Genomic DNA, 16,646 nt, shown 5'->3' on the forward strand with positions numbered 1-16,646 from the left:
GGCTGATTTGGCTCGCTTGGCTGGCCTGGGGCCGCCCCCGCCGGCAGCGGGCACCCTCGGAGGGCTCAGCCGGCGAAGAACTCCGGACCGCCGTCCGGCAGTGCCGGGGCCGCGCCGATCGCGGCCGCGCGCCGAGCGAACTCGCGCAGCCCGGCGACCTGCCGGTCGCCGAGCGAGAAGTCCAGGGTCCGGAAGTACGTGGCCAGCGTGGCCGCATCGAACGTCTCCCACCGGGCCGCCGCCTCGGCGACCTGGTCCAGCTCGGCCAGGCAGAGGTCACGCGAGCGCAGGAACGCCTCGTGCACCTCCTTGACCAGGCCGGGATGGGCGGCGGCGAAGTCGCGGCGAACCGCCCAGACCGCGAAGACCATGGGCAGGCCGGTCCACTCACGCCATGCCTGGCCGAGGTCGGTGACGGTGAGGCCCCGCTGCGGCGCCTCGTGGAGCGCCCGCAGCGCCACGTCCCCGATCAGCACCCCGGCGTCGGCCTCCAGCAGCATCTGGGTCAGGTCCGGCGGGCAGCGGTAGTAGTCGGGACGCACGTGGTAACGCTCGCCGAGCAGCAACTGGGCCAGCATCACACCGGTACGCGAGGTCGAGCCGAGCGCCACCCGGGCGCCGTCCAACTCGGTGAGGGGTCGGGTGGAGACCACGTTGACCGAGAGCACCGGCCCGTCGCTACCCACCGCCAGGTCCGGCAGAAGCAGCAACTCATCGGCGTGCCGTAGGTACTCCAGCAGCGAGATCGGCCCGATGTCCAGGTCGCCGGCGACCAGCGCGGCGTTCAACTGGTCGGGCGAATCCTTGTGCAGGTCGACGTCGAGCAGGGCACCCGAGCGCATCAGGCCCCAGTAGATCGGCAGGCAGTTCAGGAACTGGATGTGCCCGACCCGGGGACGTGCGATGCGCTCAGCCATGACCCGACCGTATCCCCGGCCTCCGGCGCCGGCTCGGCGGGCCGGCCGGAAGTGGCCAACCCCGCATCCGCCGCCTCCGGAAGCTGGTGTTGTCGTCCCGCTGGGCCGTCCGACGACGGACGGCGTACCGCCCGGGCAACGACCGGCACGAAGACCAGCACCACCAGGAGCCCGGCCAGGCCGGCGGCGGCGATCAGCGGCCGAGGTGGGACGACCGTGAGCAGCGCACCGCCGATCAGGAAGCCGGCCATTGAGCCTCCCTGCACCGCCGCGCCATAACTGGCGTACGCCCGAGCGCGCATCGTCTCCGGCACCCGGCGAGCGGTGAGCAGGTTGGCGAAGACGTTCTCACCGCCGTTGGCCGCTCCGCCCACCAGCCAGAGGGGCACCAACAGGCCCGCCGCCGGCACCGTCGCGGCGAACAACACCATCAGGCTGCAACCAGCCAGCGTGGCCAGCACCCCACGGACCAGCGCCGCGTCGTCGGTGAGCCGGCGGGCGAGCCGGGCGGCCAGCCAGCCACCGGGCAGCATGCCGGCCATCCAGGCGGCACTGACCAGGCCGTACGTGGTGGCTGAACCGTTCAGCGTCTCCCGGATGAAGAAGACCTCGATCACGTTGATGCCGCCGATCGCCGCGATCACCACGGCGGTACTGACCACCATGACGAGCATCAGCGGGTCCCGGCGCAGCCGCCAGCCGTGAGCCGTACCGCGTGGGTTTGCCGGCGTGGTGGCGGTCCGCCGACCGCCGCGCCGGGTCCGCAGCAGCAGGCCGGCGACCACCAGCGCCAGGTACGTCGCGGCGTCGAGCAGCAGCGGTACGCGGGTGCCGAACTGCCCCACCAGCAGCCCAGCGAGCACCGGCCCGCCGAGTGCACCGAGTGAGACGGCCGTCTGACTGATCGCACTCGCCCGCGGCAGGTCGTCGGGGCGGACCATCGCCGGCAGTAGCGCCGCCAGACAGGGCTGGGTCACCGCGAGCCCGCACGCGAGCAGCGCAACGAGCCCGACCACCAGGACCGGGTGGTCGGCGAGGGCGAGCAGCACGCAGATCCCGGCCTGGGCCAGCCCGACGGTCACCAGCAGGGTGCGGCTGTCCACCCGGTCGGCGAGCCGGCCCGCGAGTGGGGCGAACACCACCAGGGGCAGGGTGGCCGCGAGCAGCAGCCCCGACACGGCGAGCCCACTGGCGCCGGCGCCCTGCAGAGCCAACGCGAGCGCGGTGGCGGCGAGGAAGTCGCCGCAGATCGTGGTGCCCCGAGCGGTGGCGGCGAGCCAGACGTCCGGCCAGCGCGACTCAGCAGTTGTGAAGGACATACTTCGAAAATAAGCCTTCACAACTGATCGACGCAACCCCCTATGGCAGCGGCACCGCGTGGAACTGCACCGAGACGGTCCGCGCACCAGGCGGCGGATCCGCCCGCCGCCGACGCTGGCGGTACGGCTCCAGCACCGCCGAAACCGCCTCGTTCACCCCAGCCATCTCCTCCGCCGTGAGCAGCAGCAACGTGTCACTGAACAGCGCCACCTCGTACCACTCGGCCGGCTCGCTCCCGGCGCGCCGCAACCAGTCCCGGATCCGCTCCATGTCGCGGGCCGCATGGGCCTCGACCAGCGCCTGCTCGGCCGCGCGCGCCTCCGGCCCGGCCGCACGGCCCGCGTCGAACATGACGCCCGGGCTGACCGCACGCCACACCCGCTCCCGCGCGTCGCCCCGACTCGGCGCCTGCTCGACCAGGCCGAACTTCGCCAGCGCTCGCAGGTGGTAGCTGGTCGCACTCGGCGACAGCTCGGCGATCTCCGCCAGCTCGGTGGCAGTCCCGCCACCATCCCGACTGCTCAGGTACTCGATGATCGCGATTCGGGCCGGATGGGCCAGCGCCCGCATCACCTGCGGGTCACTGATCATCATCCGGCGCGACTCAGGACGGGCCTCGGTCATGACCCCATGATCCCGCCAGGTCCCCCGACCCGCCATCACCACAGGCTCCGCGCCGAACCGCCCCGCATCCTCGGCGGCGACCCACTCGTGCCGAGAGTTGGTCAGACGGCTCGACGCCGCCGAGGGAGCGAGCACGGGTGGCAGCGGCCGGGTTTGGAGCAGCGGCAAAGACGCGGCCAGTGCGCGCCGAGCCTGCGGTCCAGACAGGCAGAAAGTGTCGTACACCTGTTCTATTCTGTCTTTATGTTGAGCGCGTTTACGCAGGCAGGCGGTGCGGTCGACGACTGCGCTGATGCGGCGCTCTGGGCGCTCTCCGACAGAGAGTTACTCGCGTCTCTCGATGCGGCACACGTGTTGGCGCAACGGCTGGCCACCGTGCAGCTCGGCCTGGTGCGCGAGTTGGACGCCCGTGGCCTGGCGGTCGCGCAGGGCGCCACATCCACCGCCGCCTGGCTACGGGAGCGGCTCCGGCTCACCGGTCGCTCCGCCCGTCAACTGGTCCAGCTCGCCGCCACCGTCGATGCCGCCCCACCTGCGGTGCGCGACGCGCTGCTCAGTGGTGCCATCACCGTCGAGCAGGGCCGGGTAGTGGCAGAGACGATCGCGGCCCTCCCGGTCGAGGCCGGGCCGGAGGTGGCGGACAAGGCCACCCAACTCCTGGTCGCCTGGGCCGACCGCTTCGACCCGACAACCCTGAGCCGGCTCGGCGAGCGCGTCCTCACACACGTCGCGCCCGACCTGGCCGACCAGGCTGAGCTGGCAGCCCTTGACCGGGCCACCGAGCGGGCCGAGGCCCGCCGGCACGTCACCCTCTCCGAGCAGCAGAATGGGCAGGTACGCCTCAGCGGGAGCCTCGACACCGAGACCGCCAGCCTGATACGTGAGGCGATCGATCCACTCTGCGCGCCGACCGGTGAGCACGACGACCGCAGTCCCGGTCAGCGCCGAGCGGATGCGCTCGGAGAGGTCTGTCGGCTGGCGCTGCGCACCGGCCAGCTGCCCGACAGCGGCGGCGACCGCCCACAGCTCGTGGTGACCGTCTCCATGGACGCGCTGGTCAACGGCGTCCGTGCCGGCACTCTGGAGACCGGTGAGCGGCTCACGCCGTCCGCAGTCCGTCGCCTCGCCTGCGATGCGGGCGTGCTGCCTGCCGTGCTGGGCGGCAACAGCCAGGTCCTGGACGTCGGGCGCCAGCGCCGGCTCTTCACCGGCCCACTACGCCGCGCGTTGGTGCTGCGCGACGGTGGCTGCGCATTCCCGGGCTGCGACCGGCCATCCCGATGGTGCGATGGTCACCATGTTCGGCATTGGGCCGACGGTGGGGCAACGGCACTGGGCAATGCGGTGTTGCTCTGCGGCTACCACCACCGGCTCGTCCACCGCGGTGACTGGGAGGTCCTCATCGCGCCGGATGGCCGGCCCGACTTCCTCCCGCCACGCTGGCTCGACCCACTGCGCACGCCACGGCGCAATCTCTACCACCGGCGCTGCTGACGCCGAGGAGCAGCGACTCCGCCCCTCCCGCCACCCCACGCCGCGCCACCACCTCACGTGGCCATGCCACGCGGTCCGCGCCACGCCACGGCCAAACCATGCCACGCCGCCACCCCACGCGGCCATGCCACGCCACGCGGCCACGCCGCCCCACACGGCCACGCCGCCCCACACGGCCACGCCGCCCCACGCGGCCACGCGGCCACGCCCCGCCACGCGGCTACGCCCCGCCACGCCGCGCCACGCGGCTAAGCCGCGCCATCCGCCCGCCACGCCGTCTCTAACGGGTGGTGGCTTGGGTAATTCGGTGGAAGGGGCGGGTTTGGGAGCGTAGGGTTGCAGGCCGCTTGACGGCCGAGGTGATCTGCACCGGAACGGACGTCCCCGCGCCGGGCGGCCGGCCATCCGCCCCCGGACACGCGAGCGCGCAGCAGATGTGAACGATGGGACGTCAGCATGCCCGCACTTGACCTCCACACCCACCTCGACACGGATCTAGCGGCCGAACGCGCACACCTGACCGCCTCTCGGGCGGCGCTACGCCGGATGCGGGAGCGGGCCGAAGCCCTTTTCTCCACCGGTGACCAGGTGGCCGGCGATGCGTACGCGGCGGAGACGCTCGGCCGCACCCTGGCCCGCCGGGTGGCCGAGTTGGCCGACGACCCGACCACACCCCTTTTCTTCGGCCGGCTCGACTTCGGCGGGACCACGGACAGCACGACCACGGACAGCGGCCCAACCCTGGACGCAATCGCGACCGCCGGATCAGGCACCACCGGCGACGCGGGCGGCAGCGCGGCCCCAACCAGCGGCGCGAGCACAACCGGCGGCGCGAGCACAACCAGCGGCGCGAGCACGACCAGCCGCGCGGGCACAACCAGCAGCGGCAGCGGCAGCGATCATGACGGTCCGCGATATCACGTGGGGCGGCGGCACGTCAGTGACGAGCATGGCGAGCCGTTGGTGCTGGATTGGCGGGCGCCGGTCTCCCGGTCGTTCTACCGGGCCAGTGCGCGCGATCCGCAGGGGGTGGCGGTCCGGCGCCGGTTCGGGTTCAGCAACGGGGTGCTGACCAGCTTCGAGGATGAGCGACTGGACCGGGGCGAGGAGTTGGGCACGACCAGTCGGATCCTCACCGCCGAGATCGAGCGTCCGCGCGTCGGGCCGATGCGGGACATCGTGGCGACCATCCAGCCGGAGCAGGACGAGTTGGTCCGTGCTGACCTGGCCGACTCGATCTGCGTGCAGGGCGCGCCGGGCACCGGGAAGACGGCGGTTGGCCTGCACCGGGCCGCGTACCTGCTCTATCTGCACCGGGAGCGGTTGCGGCGGGCGGGCGTGCTGATCGTGGGGCCGAACCGGGCGTTCATGTCGTACATCGCGGCGGTGCTGCCGGCGCTCGGCGAGGTCGAGGTCGAGCAGGCCACCGTGGAGGAGTTGATCTCCCGGGTGCCGGTCCGGGCGGTCGAGCCGTCGACGGTCGCCGCGCTCAAGCACGACGTACGGATGGCGAGCGTGCTGCGCCGCGCGGTGCAGGCACACATCGGCACGCCGACCGAGTCGATCACCGTGTCGGACGGTTCGTTCCGGTGGCGGATCGGGCTGGAGCCGTTGCACCGGATCGTCGAGGAGACCCGGCGGGAAGGGCTGCCGTACGGCACGGGTCGGGAGCGGGTTCGGGCTCGGGTGGTGAGCCTGCTGCAACGGCAGGCCGAGGCGCGGCGAGCGGAGTCGCCCAGCGACGCCTGGCTGCGTCGGATGGGCCGCTGCCAACCGGTGGCCAACTTCCTGGACGCGGTCTGGCCGGCGCTCACCCCCGAAGGGCTGGTGTACGCCCTGCTGGCCGACCCGACTCGGCTCGCCGCTGCGGCGGACGGGCTGCTCAGCGACGCCGAGCAGGCGCTGCTCACCTGGGTGAAGCCGGCTCGCACCGCGAAGGCGACCCGCTGGACCGCCGCCGACGCGGTGCTCATCGACGAGGCGACCGGCCTGCTGGAACGGCCCTCCGGGTTCGGGCACGTGGTGGTGGACGAGGCGCAGGATCTGTCCCCGATGCAGTGTCGGGCCATCGCCCGGCGCAGCGAGCACGGCTCGGTCACCCTTCTCGGTGACCTCGCCCAGGGCACCGCGCCGTGGGCGGCGACGGACTGGCGGGAGTCCCTGGCCCACCTGGGCAAGCCGAACGCCGTGGTGGTCCCGTTGACGATCGGTTTCCGGGTGCCCGCTGCGGTGGTCGCGTTCGCGAACCTGCTGCTGCCCGCGCTCGCGGTGGACGTACCCCCGGCCGAGTCGCTGCGCCACGACGGCGGCCTGGACGTGCGTACCGTGACCGACCTGACCTCGGCGACGGTGGCCGAGGTGCGCGCGGCGCTCGCGCACGACGGCTCGGTCGGTGTGATCGCCGCCGACGACGCGGTCGACGGGTTGCGCGCGGCGCTGGCCGCCGCCGGTGTCGCGACCGCGACCGCCGACGACGTGGCGGCCGCGGAGCGGGTCACCGTGGTGCCCGCGACGCTGGTCAAGGGCCTGGAGTACGACCACGTGGTGGTGGTTGAGCCAGCCGCGATCGTCGCGGCCGAGCCGCGTGGGCTGCACCGGCTGTACGTGGTGCTCACTCGGGCGGTGTCCCGGCTGACGGTGCTACATCGGGAGCCGCTGCCCGCGCCGCTCGTCGGCGGGTCAGCCGGCTGACAGGGCCGCCGCGACCTCCCGCAGTGGGCTGCCGGAGTCAGCCAGCGGCACGTGGAACGACAGCCACGACCCGTCGGCGAAGTCGAGCCGCAGCCGCTTCCAGTTCAACCGGTACCGGCCGACCCGGGCGGCTACGGTCGTGCGCGGCACCGACCCGAGCAGTTCGATGTCGGTCTGCGCCCGTTCGTCCGTCGCGGCGCTGGAGAGCAGCCCGACCGGCGCTGTCGCGCCGAGCAGCAACCGCTGGTCGGTGACCGCCAGCAGGATGTCCCGGACACCGGAACCCTTCGCCGCCACGGTCAGGGCGTGGTGCAGCGAAGATGCCTCCGAACCTGGTTCGCCTCGACCTCCGACACCGAAGAAGAGCCAGTCGACGAAATCGTCCGCCCGACCGAAGGTGATGTTTGGTGACAGCACGTTGAGCAGGGCTCCCAGGAAGCCCGGCCCGCCCGAGGCAGGTGGCGCCGCCGGCTGCGGGGGGGCCGACGGGGTCAGCCCTCCGCCCGCTCGGACCCGGGCCACCGCACGCAACCGCTCTCCGGCCGGCAGCAGCCGGGTGACCCCCTCGACGTACCGCGCCTGCACCTCGTCGGCCATCATCAGTGCCCGTCGTGGCCGTCGGGCTGGCGCGGGCCTCCACCCGGCTCGCCGATCACCTCAGTGACCAGTTCCCGGACCCGTGCCGCGGCGGCCTCCTGCGCCCGGTTGGCGGCGGTGGTGAACTCCTCGGCCAGGCTGTAGGAGTCCAGTCGCATTGCCCGCGCGTTCAGCTCCGCAGAAACGATCTTCCCGTCTGCGGCGGCGGTGACCCGCACCAGACCGGAGTCGCTCACCCCCTCGGCGCTGGTCTGCTCCAGCTCCGCCATCCGGTCGGCGAGTTGCCGCTGCCACCCGTCCAGGTTGCGGGCCAGCGCCTCGATTCGGTCCAGGCCGGGGAAGGTCATGGCTGCCTCTCAGTTCACGATGGAGTCGAAGACATTCTGCACACCGCTGGTGTACGGGCCCAGGTCCTCTCGGTACGTGCCGTCCACCAGGTAGTTGCGGTCCTTGTGCCCGTCGGAGATGTCGTGCAGCCCCACCCCGGTGTCGAGCAGCGCGCCGCCGAAGCCGGGGATGTTGACCGGCGAGACCTGGTTGATGACGAACTTGCCCGGAAAGAGAGTCTTGAACTTCTCGACCTGGAAGGCACGCCCCGCAGGCGTCCAGCCATTCTTGCTCAACATCTTGTACTGCTTCTTCCGCTGCTTCAGCTCCATGACGGTGTCCGCGTACTTGCGTAGCTGCCCGGCGACCTTGGCCAGCCGGGTGGCGAGGCGGGTGAGCACCTCGGCGAACCGCGCGACGATCTTGACCATCCGGCCGACGGTGGTGGCCAGCTTGGCCAGCACCCGGACCACCGTGGCGGCCAGCGAGACGCCGGCGCTGAGGGCCGCCGCTACCGCCGCGATGATCACCTCGGTGAGGAACCAGAGCAGGAACTCGAGGATCAGCTCGACCAGCAGGTTGAACGCGTCGACCGCAGCGTTGGCCGCCTCGACCAGCACTTCCTTGGTGCCATCCAACCCCTGAGCCAGCTCCTCGATCGCCTTCTCCACCGAGTCCATCGAGGCGTGGAAGCTCTCGGCGGCGTCACCCGTCCAGTGGCCCCTCAGTCGGGCCCGGTCCTGCATCTGCTCACCGGCGATCTCGCGGACTGCCTCGCCGGTGCTCAGGCAGAGCTGGGCGGCGCGCATCAGGTCGTCAGGCTCACCCGCGACAAACTCGAGGAGTTGCTCGAAGGGCCAGAGCACCGCGTTGGACAGCGGCTTGAACGGGTCGGGCGTGCCCGAGACGATCTGCTCGAAGTAGGTCTTGTTGCGCTGCAACGCCTCGGTGCTCACGCCGGCACCTGCCCGGTCGGGTTTCCGGCGCCCGGCGACCAGGGGCCGGGGGCGATGACGTCGGGCGCGGCCGGGCGGCCGGGTACGAACATGTCGGTGTTGGCCACGTCGGTGCCGGTGTAGGCGTCGGCGGTGTCGCGGAGCCCTTCGGCGATGTCCGCCATCACCTCAGCGCCGTCGGCCAGCCCCTGCAGGCACGCCTCGAACTGCTCGGCGTACGCCGCCGCGAGGCCGAACGACGCCGGCATCACCCCGAACGCGTGGCGGGGCACGTGCCCGTCGCCAAATGAACGGTTCAGCTCGCGAAAGCGGGCCGCCCGGTCGGTGGATGCCTTGGCGAACGCCGCCAGCGCCTCCGGCTGGACCTCCAGCTCACTGCTCGGGCTCGACACGGATCCTCCCCTGTGTCCTGTGCGACGAATCAGCCGCAACGACTCCCCACCATAGGCACTGCGCGCCGCTGTCGGTGACCCGACCACTCAGCGGGACACCGCGCGTCGACTTTGCGGCGTAAAGTAGTTTGCGTGGAACTTGACGATGATCCGCCGCCCACCGACGCCGCAGCCGCGCTCCGGCTGATCCGTGACCAGCAGGCGGCCACCGCGACTCGGCTGGAGCCCGACTCCAGGCTGGTCTACTGGCCGTGGGGAATCGCCTGGCTGGTCGGCTTCGGGCTGTTCTTCCTGCGCTTCTCCCCCGGCGAGCGGGAGCTGCTCCGGCTGCCGGGCTGGCTGCCGCTGACCGTTCTCTTCGCGCTGCTACTGGCCGCCGCCGCGGTCCAGGCCACGGCCAGCACGCGGGCCTACGGCCAGGTGACCGGTGACTCCGCCCGGCGTGGGCGCTGGTACGGGTGCGCCTGGGGCCTGGGTTCCGTGAGCGTCTACGCGGGGCTCGGCCAGATCACCGAGCACCTGCCACACGACCTGGCGGGGCTGCTCTGGTCGGCGACCGCCGTCGGGCTGACCGGCGCACTGCACATGGCCGGCGGAGCGATCTGGCTGGACCGGGACCTGTTCCGGCTGGGCGTCTGGATCAGCGTGATCAACCTGGCGGGCGCAATCGCCGGGCCGGGCTGGCACGCGCTGGTCGTCGCGGTGGCCGGCGGCGGCGGGATCCTGGTCGCCGGCGCACTCGCCCGACGGCGACAGCGACACCGGCCGTGACCGAACTGGACCCGGTCATCCACGCGCAGGCCCGGCTACGGGTGGTCGCCGCGCTCTCCACGCTCGGCGACGGCGACCGGATCGCCTTCCCCCGATTGCAGGAGCTGCTCGCGATGACCGCCGGCAACCTCTCCGTACACCTGCGCAAGCTCGAAGACGCCGGCTACGTGGAGATCAGCAAGACCCACCGTGGACGCACGCCGGCAACCCTGGTCCGGCTGAGCCGGCGAGGCCGACTGGCGTTCGAGGAGTACACCGAAGCCATCCGCGCCCTGCTCGATCCCACCCGGCTCGATCCCACCCGGCTCGACCCCACTCCGTCGAAGGAGCAGTCATGACCCTCGCCCGCGCCGACCAGGCCAGCCGCCGGTACGGCGACGTCCTCGCCCTCGACCGCGTTGACCTGGAAGTCCGGGCTGGTGAGCTGGTCGGCCTGCTCGGGCCGAACGGCGCCGGCAAGAGCACCCTGATGAACCTGCTGGTCGGTCTGCGCCGCCCCAGCTCGGGGCGGGTCGAGCTGTTCGGCGGCGACCCCCGCGACCCGGCGTCCCGGCGACAGATCGGTGTCACCCCGCAGGAGACCGGCCTGCCGGGCACGCTGCGTGTCGGCGAGGTCGTCGATTTCGTCTCCGCGCACTACCCCGACCCGGTGCCCCGGGGTGAGCTGCTCGACCGCTTCGGCCTGGCCGACCTCGGCCGACGGCAGACCGGTGGGCTCTCCGGCGGGCAGCGCCGCCGGCTGGCGGTGGCGCTGGCGTTCGTCGGCCGGCCCCGGCTCGTGCTGCTCGACGAGCCGACCACCGGCCTGGACGTGGCCGCCCGACACACCCTGTGGGACGCGATCCGCGCATTCCACGACGACGGCGGAACCGTCCTGTTGAGCAGCCACTACCTGGAAGAGGTGGAGGCGCTGGCCCACCGGGTCGTGGTGATCGGGCAGGGCCGGGTGCTCGCCGACGACACGGTGGACGCGGTACGCGGCATCGTCGGCGTCCGCCGGGTCAGCCTCGCCGCCGACCAGGTTCCCGACCTGCCCGGGGTTGTTCGCAGCGAACGGGTCGACGGCCGGCTGCACCTGCTCACCACCGACGCTGACGAGCTGGTCCGTGCGCTGGTCACGGCCGGGACCCCCTTCACCGACCTGGAGGTACGCCCAACCTCGCTGGAGGAGGCATTCCTCGCCATCACCAGCGGGGAGCAGCCCACCGGGGACCAGCCCGCCACCGAAGGCCAGCCCGCCACCGCCGCTGCCGGCGGCCGACCCACCACCGCCTGAGGAGGCGACCACCGTGCAGCTCGCCCTGGTTCATGCCCGCTACCAACTACTGGAGATCATCCGGATTCCGGTGGCCGTCGTCGGCAGCGCCTTCTTCCCGGCCGCCGCCATGATCTTCTTCGTGGTGCCGTTCGCCGGCGACGACCCGGCCGGCGCCACCTTCGCCACCGCGTCGATGGTCACCTTCTCGGTGATGAGCGCCAACATCTTCCAGTACGGCGTCGGTGTCGCTGAGGACCGCGACCAGCCGTGGAACCCGTACACCCGGACCTTGCCGGCCGGGCCGGCACCCCGGTTCGCGGGCCGCGTGCTGGCCGGCCTGGCGCTGACGTACCTCTCGCTGATCCCGGTCGTGGTGATCGGCGCGACGCTGACCCCGGCGCGGATCACCCCGGCGGCCTTCCTGCTGACCGTCGTCACCGTTGCCGTCATCTCGGTGCCGTTCACGCTGATGGGGCTCGCCATCGGCTACTCGTTGCCGAGCAAGGCGGCGATCGTGGTCGCGCAGGTGGTCTTCCTGCCGCTCGCATTCGGTGGCGGCCTGCTCTCCGCGCCCGGCGACGCACCCGGGTTCATCGAGACGATCGCGCCGTACCTGCCCACCCGCGGTGCGGCCGAGCTGATGTGGTCGGGGGTCGGCGACTATTCGGTCGAACCCCTGGCGATGATCATGCTCGGCGTCTGGGTGGTGCTGCTCGCCACGCTCGCCGCCTGGGCATACCGACGGGACGAAGGTCGCCGCTTCAGCTGACGATTCGTCTGTTTCCGCCCCGGGCCGCAGCGGGACGGTGCCAGGATTCCGACAGGGGGTCGCCGTGGCCGCCCCGGCTGAGAGGGGTCTTGACGTGAGCACCGTCCCGCCGGGCACACCCTGCTGGGCCGACCTGGCCACCCCGGACCTGACCGACGCGCGGCGCTTCTACCCGGAGCTGTTCGGCTGGACCGGCCGGGTGACACCGGAGCCCGAGGCGGGCGGCTACACAGTCTTCCTGCTCGACGGCAAACCGGTCGCCGGTGCCGGGCCGCCAGCCATCCCGGACCAGGTGCCGATCTGGTCCACGTACCTCGCCACCGACGACGCGGAACTGGTCGCCGGTCGGGTCGAACGGGCCGGTGGGCAGGTCGTCGTACCGCCGTTCGAGGTCTTCGACCGAGGCTGGATGGCCGTCTTCGCCGACCCGGCCGGCGCCACGTTCAGCGTCTGGCAGCCGCTGACAATGGCCGGAGCCGAAGTGTTCGGCGTGCCGGGCGCGATGAGCTGGAACGAGCTGGTCACCCCCGACCCCGAGGGCGCGAAGGTCTTCTACGAGCTGGTGTTCGGCTGGCAACCGGACGACCAGCCGGCAGGCGGGATCACGTACACCGGGTGGCGGCTCGGGACGCAGATCGTTGCCGGGATGATGCCGCCGCTGGCCGACGACTTCCCGGCCGACCTGCCCGCGTACTGGACGGTCTACTTCGCGGTGACCGACGCGGACGCCGCCGCGGCCCGCGCCGCCGAGCTGGGCGGGACGATCCTGGTCCCGCCCCGTGACATCCCCGCGGGCAGGTTCGCAGCCCTACGAGACCCCCAGGGCGCACTTTTCTCCGTCATCGACCTGGGCCCCTGACCCCAGCGCAACTCCACCCGCCCCACGCCCGCGCCCACGCCCGCGCCCGCGCCCACGCCCACGCCCACGCCGCAAGATCGTGCTTGATCCTGGATGTAGTGGCCTCCCCGCATCCCGGACCCCCCTATTTCCAGGATCGAGCATGATCTTGCGCCGTCGACCTCGGCGTTCAGAGAGCTAGGGTGTGATTCGCCCTATTTGTCGCCCGCCAACCTTGTGATCGACGTCAGCGGTGGGACGACCGGGGGCGGATGGGGACCACCAGGGGGCCATGGGCGCCGGGGACCACCCGGACGCTGGCCCGGTAGTGGGTGGCGAGCAGGTGCTCGGTCAGCACCTCGGTCGGGGTCCCGGCGGCCACCACCTGACCGCCGGCGAGCATCACCATCCGGTCGGCGTACTCGCCGGCCAGGGACAGGTCGTGCATCGTGGCGAGGACGGTCAGGCCGTGCTCGCGGCGCAACTGGTCGACGAGTTCCAGCACCTCCTGCTGGTGACCGATGTCGAGTGCGCTGGTCGGCTCGTCGAGCAGCAGCAGCGTCGCGCCCTGGGCGAGCGCTCGGGCGAGGAACACCCGCTGCCGTTCGCCCCCGGAGAGGGTGGCCAGCTCGCGGTTGTGGAAGCCGGTGAGGTCCAACCGCCCGAGCACCTCGTGCACGGCGTCGACGTCGGCGGTCGACTCCCGGCCCAGCGTCGGGATGTACGGGGTGCGGCCGAGCAGCACATAGTCCAGCACCGACATGCCGGGCGGCACCACCGGGGACTGTGCCACCGTCGCCACCACCCGGGCCCGGTCCCGGCGGCGCAGCGCGGCACTCGGCGTACCGAAAAGAGTGATCGCGCCCGGCGCGGGCAGCAGGCCGCCGACGGCGCGCAGCAGGGTCGACTTGCCGGCGCCGTTCGGGCCGATGACGGTGACCCACTCGCCGACGGCGACGGTGAGGTCGACGCCGGTCAGGATCGGCGTGCCGCCGAGGTCGATGTGCAGCCCTCGCACCTCGACGGCCGGCACACCGCCCTCGGGCTGACGATCGCCGAGCGGGCCGGCGACGGAGGTGACGGCGGGTTCGGTGCTCATGTGAGCACCCGGCGGGCGGTCCGCAGCACGAGTACGAAGAACGGGCCGCCCAGTAAGGCGGTGACCACCCCGATCGGCACCTCGGCCGGGGCGGCGGCGGTGCGGGCCACCACGTCGGTCAGCGCCAGGAACGCGCCGCCGAACAGCAGTGACAACGGCAGGATCACCCGATAGCTCGACCCGGCGAGCAGCCGGACGGTGTGCGGCACGATGATGCCCACGAAGCCGATCAGACCGGTCGCGGAGACCGCCGCCGCGGTGCCCAGGGAGGCGGCGGCGATCAGCAGGTACCGGGTGCGCTGCGGGTGCAGGCCCAGACTCCTCGCCTCGTCGTCTCCGACCGCGAGGACATCCAACTCGCGGCGGTGCAGCAGCACCACCACCGTGGTCAGCGCGGCGTACGGCAACACCAGCAGCACATCGTGCCAGCCAGCGGTTGCCAGGCGACCGAGCAGCCAGGAGTAGACCGGCTGAATGCTGTCGGCGTGTCTCTGCAGCAGGTACGTCTGCCCGGCGGAGAGGAACGCGGAGACCGCCACCCCGGCCAGGATCAACATCACCGGCGAGCCGCCCCGCCCGCCAGCCGCGCCGAGCACGTAGGTCATCGTCACGGCGAGCAGCGAACCGGCGAACGCGGCCAGCGGGATGGTCATCGGCAGCCCGGAGATCGCACCCTGCCGGCCAGCGCCGCCGAGGGCGATCACCGCGGTGACCGCGAGGCCGGCACCGGCGGCCACACCGAGCAGGTACGGGTCGGCGAGCGGGTTGCGGAAGACACCCTGATAGCAGCCGCCGGCCAGGGCGAGCAGACCGCCGACGAGCAGGCCCAGCACCACCCGGGGCAGCCGCAGCTCGGTGACGATCGCGATCTCCCGCTCCGACAGCCCGCTGTCGAGGTGCACCCCGGGGATCAGGTTGAGCAGCTCGGCGGCGACGCTGCCCGCGGGCAGGCTCACCGGGCCGAGCGACACCCCGGCGACCAGCGCGACGAGCACCGCGAACACCCCGGCGACCAGCCAGCGCTTGCGCAGCCCGGCGGGGCGCGCCGAGGACGGCGCCGGCCCAGGCCGCCGAGGTCCGAACCAAAGCCCGGGGTGTCGCAGCCCAGCTCGCCGGGACGCGGACGGCGTCCCGACGGACTGGGTGGGTGGTGCCGGGACGGCTCGCGAACCCGGCTCACTCCTCGCGCTCACCGGGCCTGCTTCCGTTCGCGACTGCGGGGCTCGCGAACCCGGCTCACTCCTCGCGCTCACCGACGGACGGCGGTCACGCGGGCACCTTGGCGACCGCGTCGGTGATGACCCGGAGCAGGTCCACGACGCGCGGGCCCCAGCGGGACGCGATGTCGTCGTCGAGCGCGACCACCTGGTTGTTCTTCACCGCGGTGAGCCCTGCCCAGCCGCTGCGCGCCTTGACCGAGTCGGCGTTCTGCTGGCAGCACCTGGAGTCGGCCAGAAAGACGAAGTCCGGGTCGGCCTTGACGATGAACTCCTGGGACAGCTGCGGGTAGCCAGCGTTCTTGCCGTCCGCGTCGGCGGGGTCGGCGATGTTGGTGAGGCCGGCCTGGCTGTAGAGCGAGCCGATGAAGGTCTTGCTGGTCGCGCTGTACAGCTCCGGGCCCAGCTCGTGGTAGTAGGTGAGCTTCTCGGCGCGCTGCGGCACGTCCTTGACCAGCTTGGCGATGTCGGCCTTCATCCGGGTGGCGACGTCGGTGGCCTGGTCGGCGTGCCCGGTCAGCATGCCCAGCTCGGTGATCTGCCGGTACGAGTCGTCCAGCGTGGTCGCCGCCGGGGTCTGGTAGACCGCGATCTTCAGCTTGCCGAGCTGGTCGACGATGTTGTTCCGGTCGTCGGAGAGCACCACCAGGTCGGGGTTCTTTCCGGCGATCGCCTCGGCGTTGGGCTGAAAGCCGGACAGGTCGGTCTTCGGCGCGTCGGCCGGGTAGTTGGACTGGTCGTCGACGGCGCTCACCTGCGGGCCGGCCCCGATCGCGAAGAGCATCTCGGTGGCGGTGGGGGCCAGCGAGACGATCTTTTCGGGGCGCTTGTCGAGGGTGAGCGAACCGACCGTGACCGGGTAGGCGGCGGCTGCCGTGCCAGCGCTCGGCTGGTCGTCGGCTTTCTCGGCGCAGGCGCCGAGGGCGAGCGCGGCGACCGCGAGGGTCGCGGCGAAGAGCCGAGGAGTACGTCTGAACATGTGGGCCTCCTGTCGGTCGAGGAGTGTGGTGCTTCGCCGACAGGGACTTTCGTACGCCCGCCCACGAGGCGCCCTTCCTCGAGAGCGCATATCGCGACCGATCCGCAGGCGACCTGGCTCGTCCCCACCGTCGGGTAGGGCATCACAGTTGCGGGACAGCGCCGGGTTTTCCACCGGCTTCGCTGCGGACTGGTCGCTAAGACGGTAGCGCACCGCTGAGACCAGCCTCGTTGATCTAGGGCATATCGTCATGGGTTGATCTCGAAACACGACGATATGCCCTAGATCAGCGCGGGAGAGGGGCGGGGCCGAGATGGAGAAGATCGACCCGGAGTTGGCCGCCAACCCGCTGATCTTCCCCGATGAGGCGCTGCTGTCGAAGTCCAAGGTGTTCATG

At 72.0% G+C, this 16,646-nt stretch carries 17 protein-coding genes; 7 read left to right on the forward strand and 10 right to left on the reverse strand.

Features of this window, described 5'->3' with window-relative positions; all coding sequences use genetic code 11:
* Nucleotides 1-65 precede the first annotated feature (65 nt).
* The 3 genes from ABZT18_RS14545 to ABZT18_RS14555 are packed head-to-tail and all read right to left on the reverse strand — an operon-like array spanning nt 66 to nt 2,861.
* Nucleotides 66-917, reverse strand: coding sequence for a menaquinone biosynthesis protein (locus ABZT18_RS14545; protein WP_354992706.1), 852 nt, complete (start codon nt 915-917; stop codon nt 66-68).
* On the reverse strand, nt 869-2,236 hold the full coding sequence (locus ABZT18_RS14550) for an MFS transporter (RefSeq protein WP_354992707.1): 1,368 nt from the start codon (nt 2,234-2,236) through the stop codon (nt 869-871). The genes ABZT18_RS14545 and ABZT18_RS14550 overlap by 49 nt, the downstream gene beginning before the upstream one ends.
* A 40-nt stretch (nt 2,237-2,276) precedes the next feature.
* Nucleotides 2,277-2,861: a metalloregulator ArsR/SmtB family transcription factor gene (locus ABZT18_RS14555; protein ID WP_354992708.1), complete on the reverse strand. Its 585-nt coding sequence runs from the start codon at nt 2,859-2,861 to the stop codon at nt 2,277-2,279.
* 243 nt (nt 2,862-3,104) lie between these two features.
* Here ABZT18_RS14555 and ABZT18_RS14560 point away from each other — a divergent pair, with 243 nt between their 5' ends.
* Both ABZT18_RS14560 and ABZT18_RS14565 read left to right on the forward strand, forming a co-directional pair.
* Nucleotides 3,105-4,355: a DUF222 domain-containing protein gene (locus ABZT18_RS14560; protein WP_354992709.1), complete on the forward strand. Its 1,251-nt coding sequence runs from the start codon at nt 3,105-3,107 to the stop codon at nt 4,353-4,355.
* Nucleotides 4,356-4,811: 456 nt separating this feature from the next.
* On the forward strand, nt 4,812-7,046 hold the full coding sequence (locus ABZT18_RS14565; protein ID WP_354992710.1) for an AAA family ATPase: 2,235 nt from the start codon (nt 4,812-4,814) through the stop codon (nt 7,044-7,046).
* On the opposite strand, the gene ABZT18_RS14570 is transcribed toward ABZT18_RS14565, so the two are convergent.
* Genes ABZT18_RS14570 through ABZT18_RS14585 form a run of 4 tightly spaced genes read right to left on the reverse strand, consistent with a single transcriptional unit; the run spans nt 7,035 to nt 9,318 of the window.
* Nucleotides 7,035-7,646, reverse strand: a complete 612-nt coding sequence (locus ABZT18_RS14570) for a hypothetical protein (RefSeq protein WP_354992711.1) — start codon at nt 7,644-7,646, stop codon at nt 7,035-7,037. The two genes, ABZT18_RS14565 and ABZT18_RS14570, sit on opposite strands and share 12 nt — an antisense overlap.
* The gene (locus tag ABZT18_RS14575) at nt 7,646-7,990 is read right to left on the reverse strand and encodes a YbaB/EbfC family nucleoid-associated protein (RefSeq protein ID WP_354992712.1); all 345 of its coding nucleotides are present in this window, start codon (nt 7,988-7,990) and stop codon (nt 7,646-7,648) included. The genes ABZT18_RS14570 and ABZT18_RS14575 overlap by 1 nt, the downstream gene beginning before the upstream one ends.
* A gap of 9 nt (nt 7,991-7,999) precedes the next feature.
* Nucleotides 8,000-8,926, reverse strand: coding sequence for a WXG100 family type VII secretion target (locus tag ABZT18_RS14580; RefSeq protein WP_354992713.1), 927 nt, complete (start codon nt 8,924-8,926; stop codon nt 8,000-8,002).
* On the reverse strand, nt 8,923-9,318 hold the full coding sequence (locus ABZT18_RS14585; RefSeq protein ID WP_354992714.1) for a type VII secretion target: 396 nt from the start codon (nt 9,316-9,318) through the stop codon (nt 8,923-8,925). Before ABZT18_RS14585 ends, ABZT18_RS14580 begins: the two co-directional genes overlap by 4 nt.
* 132 nt (nt 9,319-9,450) lie before the next feature.
* Here ABZT18_RS14585 and ABZT18_RS14590 point away from each other — a divergent pair, with 132 nt between their 5' ends.
* From ABZT18_RS14590 to ABZT18_RS14610, 5 genes are all read left to right on the forward strand, one after another.
* Complete coding sequence (locus tag ABZT18_RS14590) at nt 9,451-10,089, forward strand: transporter (RefSeq protein WP_354992715.1); 639 nt, start codon at nt 9,451-9,453, stop codon at nt 10,087-10,089.
* Complete coding sequence (locus tag ABZT18_RS14595) at nt 10,086-10,427, forward strand: transcriptional regulator (RefSeq protein WP_354992716.1); 342 nt, start codon at nt 10,086-10,088, stop codon at nt 10,425-10,427. Before ABZT18_RS14590 ends, ABZT18_RS14595 begins: the two co-directional genes overlap by 4 nt.
* Nucleotides 10,424-11,365 carry an ABC transporter ATP-binding protein gene (locus ABZT18_RS14600; RefSeq protein ID WP_354992717.1) on the forward strand — a complete coding sequence of 314 codons (942 nt, stop codon included), beginning with the start codon at nt 10,424-10,426 and terminating at the stop codon, nt 11,363-11,365. Before ABZT18_RS14595 ends, ABZT18_RS14600 begins: the two co-directional genes overlap by 4 nt.
* A gap of 13 nt (nt 11,366-11,378) precedes the next feature.
* Nucleotides 11,379-12,116 carry an ABC transporter permease gene (locus ABZT18_RS14605; protein WP_354992718.1) on the forward strand — a complete coding sequence of 246 codons (738 nt, stop codon included), beginning with the start codon at nt 11,379-11,381 and terminating at the stop codon, nt 12,114-12,116.
* A gap of 94 nt (nt 12,117-12,210) precedes the next feature.
* Nucleotides 12,211-12,975 (forward strand): VOC family protein, encoded by a 765-nt coding sequence (locus ABZT18_RS14610; RefSeq protein WP_354992719.1) that lies wholly within the window; start codon nt 12,211-12,213, stop codon nt 12,973-12,975.
* Nucleotides 12,976-13,201: 226 nt separating this feature from the next.
* Here ABZT18_RS14610 and ABZT18_RS14615 read toward each other — a convergent pair whose 3' ends face one another.
* From ABZT18_RS14615 to ABZT18_RS14625, 3 genes are all read right to left on the reverse strand, one after another.
* Nucleotides 13,202-14,053 (reverse strand): ABC transporter ATP-binding protein, encoded by an 852-nt coding sequence (locus ABZT18_RS14615; RefSeq protein WP_354992720.1) that lies wholly within the window; start codon nt 14,051-14,053, stop codon nt 13,202-13,204.
* Entirely contained in the window at nt 14,050-15,156 is a 1,107-nt protein-coding gene (locus ABZT18_RS14620) for an iron ABC transporter permease (protein ID WP_354993111.1), read from the reverse strand. Before ABZT18_RS14620 ends, ABZT18_RS14615 begins: the two co-directional genes overlap by 4 nt.
* 163 nt (nt 15,157-15,319) lie before the next feature.
* Nucleotides 15,320-16,249 (reverse strand): ABC transporter substrate-binding protein, encoded by a 930-nt coding sequence (locus tag ABZT18_RS14625; RefSeq protein WP_354992721.1) that lies wholly within the window; start codon nt 16,247-16,249, stop codon nt 15,320-15,322.
* Nucleotides 16,250-16,646: the final 397 nt, after the last annotated feature.

The sequence above is a fragment of the Micromonospora sp. NPDC005291 genome (genome assembly GCF_040607415.1).
Lineage (GTDB): Bacteria > Actinomycetota > Actinomycetes > Mycobacteriales > Micromonosporaceae > Micromonospora.

Bases quoted from the DNA above. Each gene is read 5' to 3' on its own strand.
- ABZT18_RS14550 (WP_354992707.1), bottom strand. From the start codon at position 2,236: ATGTCCTTCACAACTGCTGAGTCGCGCTGGCCGGACGTCTGGCTCGCC.
- ABZT18_RS14565 (WP_354992710.1), top strand. From the start codon at position 4,812: ATGCCCGCACTTGACCTCCACACCCACCTCGACACGGATCTAGCGGCC.
- ABZT18_RS14545 (WP_354992706.1), bottom strand. From the start codon at position 917: ATGGCTGAGCGCATCGCACGTCCCCGGGTCGGGCACATCCAGTTCCTG.
- ABZT18_RS14555 (WP_354992708.1), bottom strand. From the start codon at position 2,861: ATGACCGAGGCCCGTCCTGAGTCGCGCCGGATGATGATCAGTGACCCG.
- ABZT18_RS14570 (WP_354992711.1), bottom strand. From the start codon at position 7,646: ATGATGGCCGACGAGGTGCAGGCGCGGTACGTCGAGGGGGTCACCCGG.
- ABZT18_RS14625 (WP_354992721.1), bottom strand. From the start codon at position 16,249: ATGTTCAGACGTACTCCTCGGCTCTTCGCCGCGACCCTCGCGGTCGCC.
- ABZT18_RS14575 (WP_354992712.1), bottom strand. From the start codon at position 7,990: ATGACCTTCCCCGGCCTGGACCGAATCGAGGCGCTGGCCCGCAACCTG.
- ABZT18_RS14600 (WP_354992717.1), top strand. From the start codon at position 10,424: ATGACCCTCGCCCGCGCCGACCAGGCCAGCCGCCGGTACGGCGACGTC.
- ABZT18_RS14615 (WP_354992720.1), bottom strand. From the start codon at position 14,053: ATGAGCACCGAACCCGCCGTCACCTCCGTCGCCGGCCCGCTCGGCGAT.
- ABZT18_RS14560 (WP_354992709.1), top strand. From the start codon at position 3,105: ATGTTGAGCGCGTTTACGCAGGCAGGCGGTGCGGTCGACGACTGCGCT.